This is a genomic window from Pseudoalteromonas arctica A 37-1-2 (genome assembly GCF_000238395.3).
Classification (GTDB): Bacteria; Pseudomonadota; Gammaproteobacteria; order Enterobacterales; family Alteromonadaceae; genus Pseudoalteromonas; species Pseudoalteromonas arctica.
Genome location: NZ_CP011025.1, coordinates 2,564,782 through 2,579,612, shown reverse-complemented (window position 1 = coordinate 2,579,612; position 14,831 = coordinate 2,564,782). Strand labels below are relative to the sequence as shown.

The following is a 14,831-nucleotide window of genomic DNA, read 5'->3' as shown; positions in this document are numbered from 1 at the left end:
ATCCTTTTTAGTTAGAGGTATCGATTATTCTGCAGCTTAATTTCCTTTAACCAAATAACGCTTAGCCCAATAAGAGGCAGGTTAGTAGTAACAGGGTTAAATGCTTCAATAAGTAATTGTGGCTGCATTGCAACTACAGCGAGTAAAAGGCCAATTAATGCTAAAATATTTAAAATTACTAAGTGTTTATTTTTATAAAACACAAATAAACACAATCCAAATATAATTTCGCCAACACCCGCCGAACGTGTAATTAAGTCAGACACTTCTGCTGAAAAACCAGCACTGCCAGTCATTAATTTTTCAAGTGGTGCAATATGATAAAGCTTTGGAAAAAAGCCATGATATATCCAACTTAAACTCACTATGTAGCGAGCAAGTTGAATATAACCGCGATTATTTCCTAGCATTGTCAATACGCTCTTGTGCACTTGGGTGGCTAGATAAGTACTCTAAAAAGTCATTTACTTTTTCGAGGTGCTCGTTTTCGCTGGTATGGCTTTCTTGTAGGGCTTCTATTGCATCAGCAAAGTCATTACTCGAATACCCAAGCGACTCTAATTGAGTGAGTGCAAAGGTATCTGCCTCGCGTTCCATATCTCGTGAAAACCCTTGCTGAGCAAACGATGCACCCGTACCTAATGCAACCTCTGCAACCCCTTCTAAATCACCAAATACAACCGCTAGCACAATCGTACTTGCGGCAGATTGTGCTGTAATACGTACGCTATGCTGGTGGACTACATGGCCCATTTCGTGTAGCAATACCGCTTTTAGTGCATTGGGTTTATCGGCAAGTAAATTTGCTAAATCATCTGTGACCACGATACGGCCATGGGGTAGTGCAAACGCGTTAGCACCAAAGCTGTCTGATTTATAAAACGATAATCTATAAACCGATTGATCAAGCGATAACGCATTAAGCATATTTGTAAAATGTGCTTGTACTTTAGTTTGCTGCTCTGCGGGCAGCTCACTTGGGTCAAGCGCAATCTTTTTAATAAGTGTAAAGCTTTGCTCCCCCATTTGTTCCACAACATTACGTGGCAGGGTATCAACACTGTAAACAGCAATAGCCGGTACCGCTTTATAAAGTACTAACCACATAAAAAGTGGCGTAAATATGACTGCGGCTAAAATTGCCCATTTACTTTTTTCAAGGCGCTCCATTATGTGATGGTTATTTTCTTTAAATGGCCATCTGTAACTTACATCTTGAGGAATAAAACGACTGCCATCTTCAAAGTTTAGTTCGTCGGCAAGTCCTGCCATCCCCGAACTTAATTTTAGACTTGAGATTGCGTGGCGAGCTATAACGTGTTCATCGTTGATAACTTCAATGTGTGTGTCGCTAATAGTTGCAACACACACTTGATAGTTACTCGATGCGATGGGGAAAAAATGTCCCTTTACATGCATAGTGAGCTCTTAAGTTAGAGAAAGGTCAATATCAAATACGTTTGCAGCTTCTTCAGCAAATGATGATTGCTGTTCTTGCGCGGTATCAATTAGGTTTAATGCACCAGGATAAATAGTGACGTTAGTTACATCAGCGAGCATTTTTGATGTACGTACTTTTGTCCATGGGTATGCAAGGCCTAAAGAAAATACAATAGCCAACATATTAGTTAATAGTAAAACAGCGAAAGGAATTGGTTTTAGCTCTGATTTAAATGTAGCAACGCCTTCAAAATAGCTGTTATCAAAAATGTGATTTCTAATAGCGGCGTGCCATACAGCAGAAACAATGGCAATCATTAGCACATAGGCAATCATCATAAAGATAGGAAGCATAACCATAGCAGGGGAGTTTTCTAAATTTTGTGCATTTTCAACATCTAATAAGTTGAGGCCAAATAATCCTAAAATCCCCATAAATACCACCATGGTGATAGAGCTCACTACAAAGCAAATAAGCGCTGTTAAGTAATAGGTTTCGCCTTTTAGATTTACAGTAAGCGGTTTGTCGCCATAACTAATATTGCTATGGATATAGCTATCAATACGTTTTATAACGTAAGGCATTAATAAATAAAGCGTAAATATGCTGGCAATAGGTAAAAGTATAAAGTTAACAAAGGCTTCGCCATAGCTGCCTTTAAAAGCAAAGCGAACATTACGATGGCGGGTCATACGCAGATTAAAACGTAAACCTTGGTTAATAATCCATGGCATTAAAAAGATAAAACCAAGAGCAATAAACAGGCCTAAAATAGGCATAAAGCTAATAGAAAATGTATAAATAAAAAATACAATAACCGCTAAAATCCGACCTTTTAAAATTTGTATTGGCGTTGCTAGGTAGTCAAAACTATGACCATCTATGCGGGTGTGGCCGTAAAAATAGCGATGCGTACGTACTTTAGCCCACGCTGAGTATATGCCAAGCGTAATAACGCTAAGTAATATATTTACAATCCAAATTCCAAAAAACTCACCGCCTTTACCACTAAACTGCACTTTTCCGCTAAAAATTGGTTCAGCAGGCTCATTTATTGGTGGGGTTGTTTCAGATGGGGTAGGGTGTATTGATTCCATTAAAATTATATCCATGTTGTTTTTTTGTTAATTTACCCATTTTTAGTGCAAAATTCAATGTTTATAATTATCTCACCCTTCTGTAAACAGCTATAAATAGGCGTTTTAAGTATTGAGTTAAATACTCTAATACTTTTTTATAAATAAACCTCGCTGGTTTTATTTATTTGGCTGGTAACTGGGATCTTTAGCTTTTTAATATGCGATTTAGCTACTATACATAGTTAATGCTGCTTAAATGTAATGGCATTAATTATGTATTAAGCACACCTACGTACAATTAAGCTAATTGATTTATATGCCAAAATAATAGATTGTAAGAGTAGTGGGGATGTAAATTTATTTAGGTTTTACAGCTTTTATCACCGCTTTAAATAACATTAGGATATTTATTATGTTTCAAGCAGTCGTGTTAGGGGGATTAGAGTTTAGCCCGCTGATTGTTTACTTCCCAATTGCGTTTATTTTAACAGCGCTGACTCGTTTTGCTTTGCATCGACTAGATTGGCATGACCGTATTTGGAAAGTGGCTTGGTTTGAAGTGTCACTATTTGTTTGTTACTTGGCACTGGCCGTCTATTTACTAAGTGGAAGATAAATTGAATGATTAAATATCTGCGTATTACTTTTACTATATTGGTTGTTATAGCTGCGGTTTTTGCTGGGCGTTGGGTATGGACTGACTACATGCATACTCCTTGGACGCGCGACGGTCGCATTCGAGCAGACATAGTTACAGTTGCTCCAGACGTGTCGGGTTGGGTTACAACTTTAAACATTAAAGATGGTCAAAACGTACAAAAAGGCGAAGTACTTTTTAATGTTGATCAAAAGCGTTACCAAGCAGCGCTTGATAAAAGTAAAGCCAATACAGAAAATACGCTATATACATGGGAGCTTGCTAAACATAAATACGAAAGACGTGTTGAGCTAAACACTCAACAGGCAATAAGTGAAGAAACGCTAGAATCAACACGTATCAATACTAAAATTGCTGAGGCAAATTATAACCTAGCTAAAACAGAGCAAACAATTGCGCAATTAAATGTTGATAGAACTAAAATTGTTGCGCCTGCATCGGGACAAATAATTAATCTGAATTTACGCCAAGGTAACTATGTAGCTCAAGGCACACCTGTGTTTGCTATCGTGCAGTCAGATTCATTTTACGTAACGGGTTACTTTGAAGAGAGTAAAATACCGCTTATTTATCCTGATCAAAAAGCTAAAATAGCGCTTCTAAGCGGTGGTAAGCAATTAACGGGGCATGTAGTGAGTGTAGGTAAAGCAATTGCAAATACGAATACACAAAGTAACGGACAGCTTTTACCACAAGTACAACAAACATTTAATTGGGTACGTTTATCGCAACGTATTCCTGTTGATATTAAATTAGATTCATTGCCCGAAGATACACAGTTAAGCGCAGGAATGACCGCCACAATACATCTCGCTACACGTTAAGGGGAAGACAGTGGGCGTTGTATTACAAAATTTGTTTTTTCCTAAAAAACAGGCAATTATTTTTGCGACTAAGGGCGTTATAGCCATGGTAATGGCGCTTACTATTGCTATGTGGCTTAATCTTGAAAGACCTTATTGGGCGTTAGTCTCGGCTATATTTTTGCAATTACGCCCGCAAAGCGGATTAGTTATTGAAAAAGCAATTTGCCAAATAATAGGCACCATAGTGGGTGGTTTATTTGGCATATTGCTTTTAACTCAGCTAATTCTCTACCCTTATTTAGCGCTTGGTGCACTTGCATTATGGTTAGGGGTGAACTCTGCGTTATCGGCAATGGTACGCCAAGCAAACTTTGTTTATGCGTTTGCTATGGCAGGTGTAACAGCCGCTATTATTGTACTTTTAGTCATGGTTACTCCGGCAATGGTGAGCAGCCAAAGCATATTTGATATTGCACAAGCGCGCGTGAGTGAAATAGTAATAGGCTCAATATGTGCAGGCCTTGTGAGCCATTTGTTTTGGCCTGTAAAAGTTAAACACTTACTGCAAGTACAAGCGCGGTCGGTTATAAACCAAACGTTAGATTATTTAGTAACTGAGCTTGATTCTAAAGGCTCGCACGAAAATCGCCATCAGCAAATAGATGGCATTATGGCAACATTAGGATCAATAAACGAAGACTCTAGCGCAGTAAGGTACGAAGGGCCAAAAGGTCCAGGGCGCTCACGTGCTGCAAATCAATTGTCGCAAAAAGTACTTTCTTTACTGGCTTCAATTCAAATAATTGGTCGCCTGCAACGAAACCACGCAGACCTTATTACTCCCACATTAGACAAATTAATAAGTAAACTTAAACACGTATTCGCGCAAATTAAAGAATCTGACGATTTTGATTACTGCGCCGAACAAGTTAAAACGCTGCGTAAAGAGCTAACCGACTATAGAGCAAATACGGTGTGTGATTCGCCATTTGAATCTCACATGCTCAACGTAAGCTTAGAAGTGGCAGCCGACTTAACAATTTTACTACGCGCATACAGATCTTTAGAACAACGCGATAAAACATTATTAAATGCACCCAGTATGCTTACATATCGTGACCCATTAGCTGGCATTATTGTTGGATTTAGAACTGCTTTGGTGTTTTCTATCGGCGCATTTATTTGGATTAATACAGGCTCTTCTGCTGCATTATTAATTATGATTTTACCGGTCATATTTTCGATAATGCTGGCGCGAATACCCTTGGCTATTTTACAGGTTGTAATTAAACGTTTATTAGCAGGTATAATTGTTGCTACTTTTGTGACTATTTTTTATGCGTTAAATTTACTGTCGCAAAGTGGTGGGCAATTAGAAATATTATTGCTTGTATTAGCTGGTCCGTATTTTTTGGGTTTGCTGTTACTCGCTGATCAACAAACGCTGCCATACGGCTTAGGGTTTTGTATTCCATTTACTATTTTGGTTAGACCCAGCACAGATATGAGCCTTGCGTTTTCAATTGATTATACACTCAGCTCTGCAATCGCTATTTTTGCTGGCGTGAGTATTTTATTTTGGATTTTTCAGTTATTTACAGGGCCAAGTGTTCAGTTACTTGTTCATCGTGTTTTTAAGGCTACCTATAAAGATTTACTCGAAATAAATACCCATCAAACTCCGAGTATTTGGTACAACCGCCGCATGGCAGATAGGTTAATACGCTTAACTAATTACGATCAGGGCTCACACTCACGCGCTATTACCGATATGGCTCTTACCGGTCTAAACTTAGGGCATGCTTCAGTGCGATTAAACTCAATTTGCGAAAACCTTGCTGGTGACACAAAGCTAAAATACTTAAATGAGTGGCAACGCACGTTGGCTGATGCATTTATGCTGGCTACCAAAGGTAAGTTTGATGAAAACTTTAAGCAAGCGTCTGATAATCTTTATAACGAATTAGCCTTATCTGTTGGTGATTCAAACCAATTAGAGGCAATAAAAGGGATGTTTATTCGCATTAATCTGACCTTTGAAAGAAGTGCGAGTAAGATAAATTAGCCCTATTCGCTGCTTTTCGAGTTCAGATGTTATAACGAAATCTGTTATACTTGCTGGATAATTTTATGGGGCTGTTATGATTTCAAAAAACCAACTCAAACTTATTCGCCAACTTGGCCAAAAAAAGTACCGAAAGCAATATAATCAATACCTTGTACAGGGTGAAAAAAACGTACTTGAGTTATTAAACAGCCCATTAAATGCGGTTAATATTTTTGCTACAAACGAATTTATAAATGCGTACCAAGGTGAGTATCAGCACGCTAATTTTATTGAAGCGGATGAAGAGACCCTCACTAAAGCGAGCACGCTAGTTAGCAATAATGCAGCCATTGCTATTGTTGATATGCCAAAGGCAGCTTTACCACAAGCAAATGGCTTAATACTCGCGCTTGATGGCGTATCAGACCCTGGTAACTTAGGCACAATAATTAGAGTAGCTGATTGGTACGGTATTAAACATATAGTAACTAGCACCGACAGCGCAGACGCTTACAACCCTAAAACAATTAGCGCCACAATGGGCTCATTTGTAAGGGTATCGGTAAGCCAAGTAGATTTACCTGATTACTTACAGTCTTTAAATTTACCTGTTTACGGTGCTTTTTTAGATGGACAAAGTGTACATAAAACCCAATTTACGGGCTCAGGCGTTTTGCTAATGGGCAGTGAGTCGCATGGTATACGCGAGACATGTGCAAAGTTAGTGACCAATAAAATCACCATTCCCGCTTTTGGTGGAGCAGAGTCACTTAATGTTGCAATGGCGACCGGTATTATTTTAGATAACTTTAAACGACAAGCTTAATCTATTAGTAAATTATGGGTTAAATTGTTTATGACAAATAACAATAATAAATTGGTAATAACAATAAGATGCGCTTAAGCACTATTAAATTAGCGGGCTTTAAATCGTTTGTAGAGCCCACTAAAATTCCATTTCCTGATCAAATGACGTGTGTTGTAGGCCCTAATGGCTGTGGCAAATCTAACGTTATTGATGCAGTACGATGGGTGCTAGGTGAAAGCTCTGCTAAAAACCTGCGTGGCGATGCCATGACCGACGTTATTTTTAATGGCTCAACTAATCGTAAAGCCATATCACAAGCTTCTGTAGAGCTTGTTTTTGATAACGATAAAGGTAGTCCTTCAAACACATTTGCTGATCGAAACCAAATTGCAATTAAACGCTTAGTAACGCGCGACGGGCTATCGCTGTACTTTTTAAATGGCAGTAAATGCCGTAAGCGTGATATTACCGATATATTTTTAGGTACAGGTCTTGGTCCGCGTAGTTACGCAATTATTGAGCAAGGGATGATCTCGCGCTTAATAGAAAGTAAACCACAAGAATTACGCGTATTTTTAGAAGAAGCCGCTGGCGTTTCTAAGTACAAAGAGCGCCGCCGTGAAACACAAACACGCATTAAAAGCACCCGCGAAAACCTTGAGCGTTTGTTAGATGTGCGTAAAGAGCTGCAAAGCCAATTAGATAAATTGGCTGTGCAGTCGGTTGATGCAAAAAAATACCGCGAGTTAAAAGCGCAAGAGCGAACGTTAAAAGGGCAAATTGCGGTTTTAAAATGGCAAAAGTTACATCAGCAGCAACTTGAAAAAAGTACTCTAATTAAAAAACTGAACGATCAAATTTCTTTTTTTAAAACCGCTAACTCAGGGCATGACGATGTACTTGCAAGCTTAGAAGGGCAAGTACAAGCTCAGCAAGATAAACTAAGCGATGCACAGCATCAGCAACATGTAATACACACCGAGCTTACCCGCGCTGAGCAACAGCAAATAAATGTAAAGCAACAAACTCAAACGCTTAAACAAAATTTAATTAAATTACAGCAACGCCAAACCCATAGCACTGAAGTTAAAACGCAGCAGCAAATTGTGTGTGAGCAACTAAATGAAGCCCTGCAAGAGGCAAGTGAAAACGCGTTAATGTGCGAAGAGCAAGTTAGGAAGTTAACGCATGAGCTTGAGGAATTATTAGCACTGAAGCAGCGCCACAATATACACTGGCAAACTTTGTGTGAGCAACAGCAACAACTTAATAATAATGCGCAACTGCATAGCAGTCACATTAAACAAACTCAGCAGCAAATAAGCCACGTTAACGAGCAAATTGATCAGTTAAATGCGCAGCTTACTGACTTACAAAGTAGCGATGTAGAACAACAATTAACGCAGCAAACACAGCAAACACAAACATTAACCCAAGAACTTGCCGCTAAACAAACAGCGCACACGCAGTGCAGTGCTCAGCTTGAAGTGCAAAATGAGCGTGTTAATAACTCACAAAAGCAATATTCGACGCTTACTCAAACAATAAATGAGTTAAAAGCCAGTATAACGGGGCTTAAAAGTACATTAGGGTTTGATGAAGAAAGTGAAAGTACTAATGGTTTGTTTAATCAGCTAAGTGTTAAAGAAGGCTTTGAGCCCTTAATAGAGCAAGCACTTAAATCGCTAGAGCACTTAAATGTAAGTGAGCAGCAAGCTGATAATAGTGTGTGGCCAATTAGTGGTAAGCACATTGCTGAAAATAGCTTAGCGGCATTCATAACAAGCGGCGTGTACCCAGATCATTTAACGCGCATTGCTTATAGCGAGAGCGGTGATCTAACGCTGTTAAAAGATGCTTATTATACAGCCGTTATGGATAAAAACGGTGCTTTATATGGTCGTAACTGGCATGTAAGTGCCGATCGAAATGCCGAAAACTCATTACTTTTAAAACATAAGCAATTGCAGGATAAAGCTCAGCAGTTAACCAATGCCGAGGGTGAGCTAAAACAAGTAACACACACTCGTGATGGACATACAGCCGAGCAAGTAAAGTTAATTAACGAGCAAAGCGAGCTAAAAGAAGCCATACATGAGCTTGCGCAAAATATAGCAGTAGCCGGTACACGCAGCGATATGCTCAAACAGCAAGTAGCGTACTTTAAGCTTCAACTAGAAAAGCTACAGCAACAAAAACAGCAATTAACCACTGCGCTTTTGCAATTAAATAACGTGCTTGATGAGCAAACAGAGCAATTTGAAGTGTTAAATGAGCAGCAACTTAACTTAGCGGATGAGGTAGACGCTGCAAATAGCCTGCGCTCACAAAGTGATAAAAGTTATAGCGAAGCATTAAGCATGCTTGAGCAATATAAAACGCAAGCGCATAAGGCAACGCTCTCAGAGCAAAAGGCACGCAGTGAATGGCAGTTAAGCCAAACCAAATTGAGCCATGCAGAGCAGGAGCACGTTAGTGCATCTGAAGGTGCGCAAGAACTACTCAATGAAATAGAAGAGCTGCTGATCCCAGAGCAAGAGCTTAGCGATAAAATAACGCAGTTTTTAGCGCAGCATCAAAAAGGCGAGCAGGCACTAGTAGTGCTACAAAAAGAATTAGCTCACGCTAAAGAAAGTTTAAACACCAAGCAAGCAAGTCTTAAAAACTCACAAGGTGAGCTGGTGGGCTTGCAAGAGCAGCATCAAAAGCTAACAATTGAAGAGCAAAGCTTACTAATAAAAGCGCAAGTTGCGCTCGAACCATTAGAAGAGCTAAAGCAAAGCTTAAAAGCAATACTTGATGAATTACCTGATTCATTGAATTTAAGTGCAGCGCAAAATCAGTTAACCGGGTTTACTAATCAGTTAGATAAATTAGGTGCAGTAAACTTAGCGGCAATTGAAGAATTTGATTTAGCTAAAGCTCGTAGTGATTATCTTGATAGTCAATTAGATGATTTAACAAAAGCGTTAAGTACCCTTGAAGGTGCAATTCGTAAAATTGATAGTGAGACCAAAACACGCTTTAAAGCGACGTTCGATCAAGTTAACGAAGACTTTGCAGAGCTATTTCCTAAAGTTTTTGGTGGTGGTAGTGCGTATTTAGAATTAACCAGTGACGATTTACTCGAAAGTGGTGTTAGTATAATGGCACGACCACCGGGTAAGAAAAATTCAACAATTCATTTGTTAAGTGGTGGAGAAAAAGCGCTGACCGCATTATCATTAGTGTTTTCTATATTCAGGCTCAATCCAGCTCCTTTCTGTATGCTGGACGAAGTAGATGCACCATTAGATGATGCCAACGTTGTGCGTTTTTGCCGTTTGGTTGAAGAAATGTCACAATCAGTGCAGTTTATTTATATTAGTCATAATAAAATTGCGATGGAAATGGCTGGTAGATTAACAGGTGTTACTATGGCAGAACCTGGCGTATCGCGTATGGTTGCTGTAGATATAGAGCAAGCTGTGCAACTTGCACATGCATAAATTTTTATAACAAGTGTATTAGTTTTTAATTAATATACAGGTTTTAGGCATATCAAATAATAAAAGGTGAGGGGATGGCCGAACAATTAAGATGGGTTTTAATCATTATCAGTGTAGTTGTCATTGGTGGTTTATTAATACATGGATTGTGGTCTGTGAGAAAAAAAGACCGCCCAGAAGTATCTGATAACGAGCGGGTTGAGCCATTACAAGAAAGCGCATCAGCTTCATCTAAACCGTTTCGAGCTGAGGCTGAACCAAAAGAGCCAATGCAAGACGAACGTGATGAGCCACAGTTTGGCGAGCTTAACTTTGATGCAAATGAGCCGCAAATAGATACAAGCGTGCCAGAAGTGCCGATTGAATATGACCTAGAAATAGTTGATGACCTAGAAGCAAAAGAGCAAAGCGCTGAAGAAGCACCTGCTCAAATGTCTGACTTTGTTATCGTACATATTCAAATGCCAGAAGAGCTTAGCATGCAGGGCAGTAAATTATTGCCAGCAGTTAACACTTTAGGTTTTAAATATTCTGAGGAAGGCTTTTTTAATCGCCACTTAGATCCGGCTGGCCAAGGCCCTGTTTTATTTAGATTAGTAAATATGTACAACCCAGGTACGTTTGATATTGATAATATGGAACAGTTTAGTACCGCTGGGGTAAGCTTATTTATGACATTACCGTGCGACGGCGATGGTCTAGCTGCATTTAATATGTTACACAGCGCAGCTAAAAAGTTAGCGGATGAATTTGGTGCGCAAATTTTAGATGCTGAGCGAAATGAAATGACAGTAGATCGCGTAAGACAATATGTTGAGCAGGTTCGTTCTTTTTCAGCGTAAATAACGCATACATTATATTTTTATAAGCCACTGGACGGTGAATCGTCAAAGTGGCTTTTTTTATGTTTATTGAGGTTTAAATGTCTAGCAGCATTAGTGAGCAAGTTAATCATCTTCGTACTACATTAGAGCAACACAACTATAATTATTATGTGCTCGACACCCCCAGTATTCCTGATTCTGAATACGATAGGTTATTACGCGAACTAAGCGCACTTGAAACCGAGCATCCTGAATTTTTAACCGCCGACTCACCTACACAAAAAGTAGGCGGTGCAGCACTTAGTAAATTTGAACAAGTAGCGCACCAAGTACCCATGCTCTCACTTGATAACGCCTTTAGTGAAGAAGAATTTACTGCGTTTAATCGCCGTATAAAAGAGCGTTTAATGAGTACTGATGAGCTTACTTTTTGTTGTGAGCCAAAACTTGATGGTTTAGCTGTATCAATTATTTATCGCGATGGTGTGCTTGTACAAGCGGCTACTCGAGGTGATGGTTTTACCGGTGAAAACATTACTCAAAATGTTAAAACCATTCGTAATGTACCGCTCAAGCTACGTGGTGATTACCCAAAAGAGCTTGAAGTTCGCGGCGAAGTATTTATGGACAGCGCTGGCTTTGAGAAATTGAATACTGAAGCGCAAAAACGCGGTGAAAAAGTATTTGTTAACCCGCGTAATGCAGCCGCGGGGAGTTTGCGTCAACTCGACTCTAAAATTACCGCTAAACGCCCACTCATGTTTTATGCGTACAGCACCGGGCTTGTTGCTGATGGCAGCATTCCTGAGGATCACTATCAGCAATTAGAAAAGCTGACTGATTGGGGGCTACCTTTGTGCCCAGAAACAAAATTAGTTGAAGGTCCAAAAGCCGCGCTTGAGTATTACAGCGATATTTTAACGCGTCGTGGTGAGCTTAAATATGAAATTGATGGCGTAGTAATAAAAATAAATAAAAAGACCTTACAAGAGCGTTTAGGCTTTGTGGCACGTGCTCCTCGTTGGGCTATTGCGTATAAGTTTCCGGCGCAAGAGGAAATAACCCAACTACTTGATGTTGATTTTCAAGTCGGTCGTACTGGCGCCATTACACCTGTTGCACGTTTAAAGCCTGTGTTTGTGGGTGGCGTTACCGTATCAAATGCAACGCTTCATAACAGTGATGAAGTTGCACGTTTAGGCGTAAAAGTAGGCGATACAGTTATTATTCGCCGTGCTGGAGACGTAATCCCACAAATAACTCAAGTTGTACTTGAACGCAGACCTGATGATGCCAGAGATATCGAATTCCCGACGACTTGCCCAATCTGTGATTCTCATGTTGAAAAGGTTGAAGGCGAAGCTGTAGCCCGTTGTACGGGTGGACTTGTATGTCCTGCACAGCGTAAGCAAGCTATTAAGCACTTTGCTTCGCGCAAAGCGCTGGATATAGATGGTCTTGGCGATAAGATTGTTGATCAGTTAGTCGATAGAGAACTTATAAAAACGCCTGCTGATTTGTTTATTTTAAAACAGGGGCATTTTGAGTCACTTGAACGTATGGGACCTAAGTCAGCTAAAAACTTAGTAACAGCACTTGAAGAGGCTAAAGGCACTACGCTTGCTAAGTTTTTATATTCATTAGGTATTCGAGAAGCCGGGGAGGCGACAGCACAAAATTTAGCTAATCACTTTCTAACCCTTGAAAATGTAATAAATGCCAGCATTGATAGTTTAACGCAAGTAAGTGATGTAGGCGAAATAGTAGCTGCTCATGTTCGTGGTTTTTTTGATGAAGAGCATAATTTAGCAGTTGTTAATGCGCTGATAGATCAAGGTGTAAACTGGCCAGCGTTGAGCGCACCTTCTGAGGAAGAACAGCCGCTCGCTGGGCTTACATATGTACTTACAGGTACGCTTAATACACTTAACCGCAATGATGCAAAAGCACGATTACAACAACTTGGTGCCAAGGTGTCTGGTAGCGTATCGGCTAAAACAGATGCGTTAGTGGCGGGTGAAAAAGCAGGTTCAAAACTAACAAAAGCACAAGACCTAGGCATAGACATACTAACTGAAGATGAATTAATTGAGTTGCTTATAAAGCATAACGGTTAGGAAAATGACAATGAGCCGATATGGGCCAGAATACTGGGATAAGTACGGAAGTTACCGTACGCCTATTGCATTTCATTTAAGTGTGCTTGTGCTATTACGCAGTTATTTTATTTGGGTTATTGCGGCTTTAAGCCGCAGGCCTGAACTAGATTTAATGTCGTTATTTTTTAAAAATAAAAATGATTTTTTTATCGCAATAACGATTGGAAGTATTGCAATAATACCGACTATTTTATTTTGTTTACGCAGACCACGAGATTCACACAGTGCAAGCAACAGGTTAGCAAGAATATGGCGACATATGCGCTGGCCTCTTATTTTATGTGCAGTTGTTGATTTAACATGGTTAAGTGTTCAAGCAGCGCATAGCCATTATCGATTTTCATCATTTTTAGCAGTACAAATGATGATTGTTTTATGGGTATTATGGTATTTGGTGAAAAGCCGCTATTTAACTGTTTTCTTTAATGATTGGCCTGAGCCGACAGAAAAGGCATCAGAAGAAAAAAAGCGACTTAAAAGGGATTAGTTGTGGACGCCGTAAATAAAAAAATAGCGATAGCTATATCGATAATAGGCTTTGTGCTTATTATTTTAATGATTAGCACTGAGCTTTTAGAGTTTATGTGGTTTAAAGCGTTATTTGGGTTATGGGTATTTGTTTTTTGCTCAAGCGTTTATAGGTTAACGCCTTTATTTAAATCAAGAAACAGGTTAGAGGATTTTATTCAGCGAGACGCCCAACACTTATTACTTTTTAGTTTGATGGGATTTTTTGATAAAAAGCACGGTCCAGATTGGTTAGTTATTGAGAGTATTGAACGTATAACGACAAAGGATGATGAGCTAATAATTTACAGTAATAACGAGCGCCAAATGAGTGTTAGTTTACCTGTAAAAAAAGCAGAGCTAGATAGTTTTATTAAACGAATACTTACCGACTCAGAAAAACAAAATATTACCTTTAGCTAAGAAAATTACCTTTAAGATTGAACGAGTTTTAGTCTTAAACGGTCAACACTCCTTAGCTGATCTTTAGTGTATTAAATAACGTAATAATTAGCCGTACTTTTTATGACTTTATAAAGTATAGCTAATCAACTATTCAATGAGGCTATTATGTTGAAGTGGAATGATGTTATTAACTTTGCCACCAATGGCAACCCTACCCCAAGTGAAAAAGTAGTCAAAACTGACGAGCAGTGGCGGATGCAACTATCAGAAGATGAATATTACGTAACACGTAAAAAGGGAACAGAGCGCCCAGGTAGCTCGGGTAGTTGTACATTACTCGAACCTGGCAAGTATGTGTGTATTTGCTGTGATAATCTATTGTTTGATGCTGATGAGAAGTTTGATAGTGGTACTGGTTGGCCGTCATTTACGCAACCTGCGACAATTGAAGCGATTGGCTATGTAAGCGATACAAGTCATGGTATGGAGCGCATAGAGGTGGTTTGTAACGTGTGCGATTCGCACTTAGGCCATATTTTTCCAGATGGTCCATTACCAACGGGTTTACGTTATTGCGTTAATGCCGCATCAATGAAAAAGCTCTAATAT

General features: G+C 39.3%; 13 protein-coding genes. 10 read left to right on the top strand and 3 right to left on the bottom strand.

What is annotated here, in order from left to right; translation table 11 throughout:
• Positions 1–11 precede the first annotated feature (11 nt).
• The 3 genes from PARC_RS11620 to PARC_RS11610 are packed head-to-tail and all read right to left on the bottom strand — an operon-like array spanning position 12 to position 2,538.
• Positions 12–410, bottom strand: a complete 399-nt coding sequence (locus PARC_RS11620) for a DoxX-like family protein (RefSeq protein WP_010555377.1) — start codon at positions 408–410, stop codon at positions 12–14.
• Positions 397–1,419 (bottom strand): M48 family metallopeptidase, encoded by a 1,023-nt coding sequence (locus PARC_RS11615; protein WP_010555376.1) that lies wholly within the window; start codon positions 1,417–1,419, stop codon positions 397–399. The genes PARC_RS11620 and PARC_RS11615 overlap by 14 nt, the downstream gene beginning before the upstream one ends.
• 9 nt (positions 1,420–1,428) lie before the next feature.
• Positions 1,429–2,538 (bottom strand): YjgN family protein, encoded by a 1,110-nt coding sequence (locus PARC_RS11610; RefSeq protein WP_010555375.1) that lies wholly within the window; start codon positions 2,536–2,538, stop codon positions 1,429–1,431.
• A 394-nt stretch (positions 2,539–2,932) separates the two neighbouring features.
• Here PARC_RS11610 and PARC_RS11605 point away from each other — a divergent pair, with 394 nt between their 5' ends.
• From PARC_RS11605 to msrB, 10 genes are all read left to right on the top strand, one after another.
• A complete protein-coding gene (locus tag PARC_RS11605) occupies positions 2,933–3,136 on the top strand; it encodes a DUF1656 domain-containing protein (RefSeq protein WP_008171772.1) in 204 nt (67 codons plus the stop codon).
• Positions 3,137–3,141: 5 nt separating this feature from the next.
• Positions 3,142–4,002, top strand: a complete 861-nt coding sequence (locus PARC_RS11600) for an efflux RND transporter periplasmic adaptor subunit (RefSeq protein WP_010555374.1) — start codon at positions 3,142–3,144, stop codon at positions 4,000–4,002.
• Positions 4,003–4,012: 10 nt separating this feature from the next.
• Positions 4,013–6,049: an FUSC family protein gene (locus PARC_RS11595; RefSeq protein WP_010555373.1), complete on the top strand. Its 2,037-nt coding sequence runs from the start codon at positions 4,013–4,015 to the stop codon at positions 6,047–6,049.
• 76 nt (positions 6,050–6,125) lie between these two features.
• Complete coding sequence (locus tag PARC_RS11590) at positions 6,126–6,857, top strand: RNA methyltransferase (RefSeq protein ID WP_010555372.1); 732 nt, start codon at positions 6,126–6,128, stop codon at positions 6,855–6,857.
• A gap of 68 nt (positions 6,858–6,925) precedes the next feature.
• Entirely contained in the window at positions 6,926–10,327 is a 3,402-nt protein-coding gene (locus tag PARC_RS11585) for a chromosome segregation SMC family protein (RefSeq protein WP_010555371.1), read from the top strand.
• A 74-nt stretch (positions 10,328–10,401) separates the two neighbouring features.
• The gene (gene zipA, locus PARC_RS11580; RefSeq protein ID WP_010555370.1) at positions 10,402–11,169 is read left to right on the top strand and encodes a cell division protein ZipA; all 768 of its coding nucleotides are present in this window, start codon (positions 10,402–10,404) and stop codon (positions 11,167–11,169) included.
• Positions 11,170–11,249: 80 nt separating this feature from the next.
• A complete protein-coding gene (ligA, locus tag PARC_RS11575) occupies positions 11,250–13,268 on the top strand; it encodes an NAD-dependent DNA ligase LigA (RefSeq protein ID WP_010555369.1) in 2,019 nt (672 codons plus the stop codon).
• Between the two features lie 10 nt (positions 13,269–13,278).
• Positions 13,279–13,797, top strand: a complete 519-nt coding sequence (locus PARC_RS11570; RefSeq protein ID WP_007584017.1) for a DUF2919 domain-containing protein — start codon at positions 13,279–13,281, stop codon at positions 13,795–13,797.
• Positions 13,798–13,799: 2 nt separating this feature from the next.
• Positions 13,800–14,240: a hypothetical protein gene (locus tag PARC_RS11565; protein ID WP_007584019.1), complete on the top strand. Its 441-nt coding sequence runs from the start codon at positions 13,800–13,802 to the stop codon at positions 14,238–14,240.
• A 147-nt stretch (positions 14,241–14,387) separates the two neighbouring features.
• Positions 14,388–14,828 (top strand): peptide-methionine (R)-S-oxide reductase MsrB, encoded by a 441-nt coding sequence (gene msrB, locus PARC_RS11560; RefSeq protein WP_010555368.1) that lies wholly within the window; start codon positions 14,388–14,390, stop codon positions 14,826–14,828.
• The last annotated feature ends 3 nt before the right edge of the window (positions 14,829–14,831 follow it).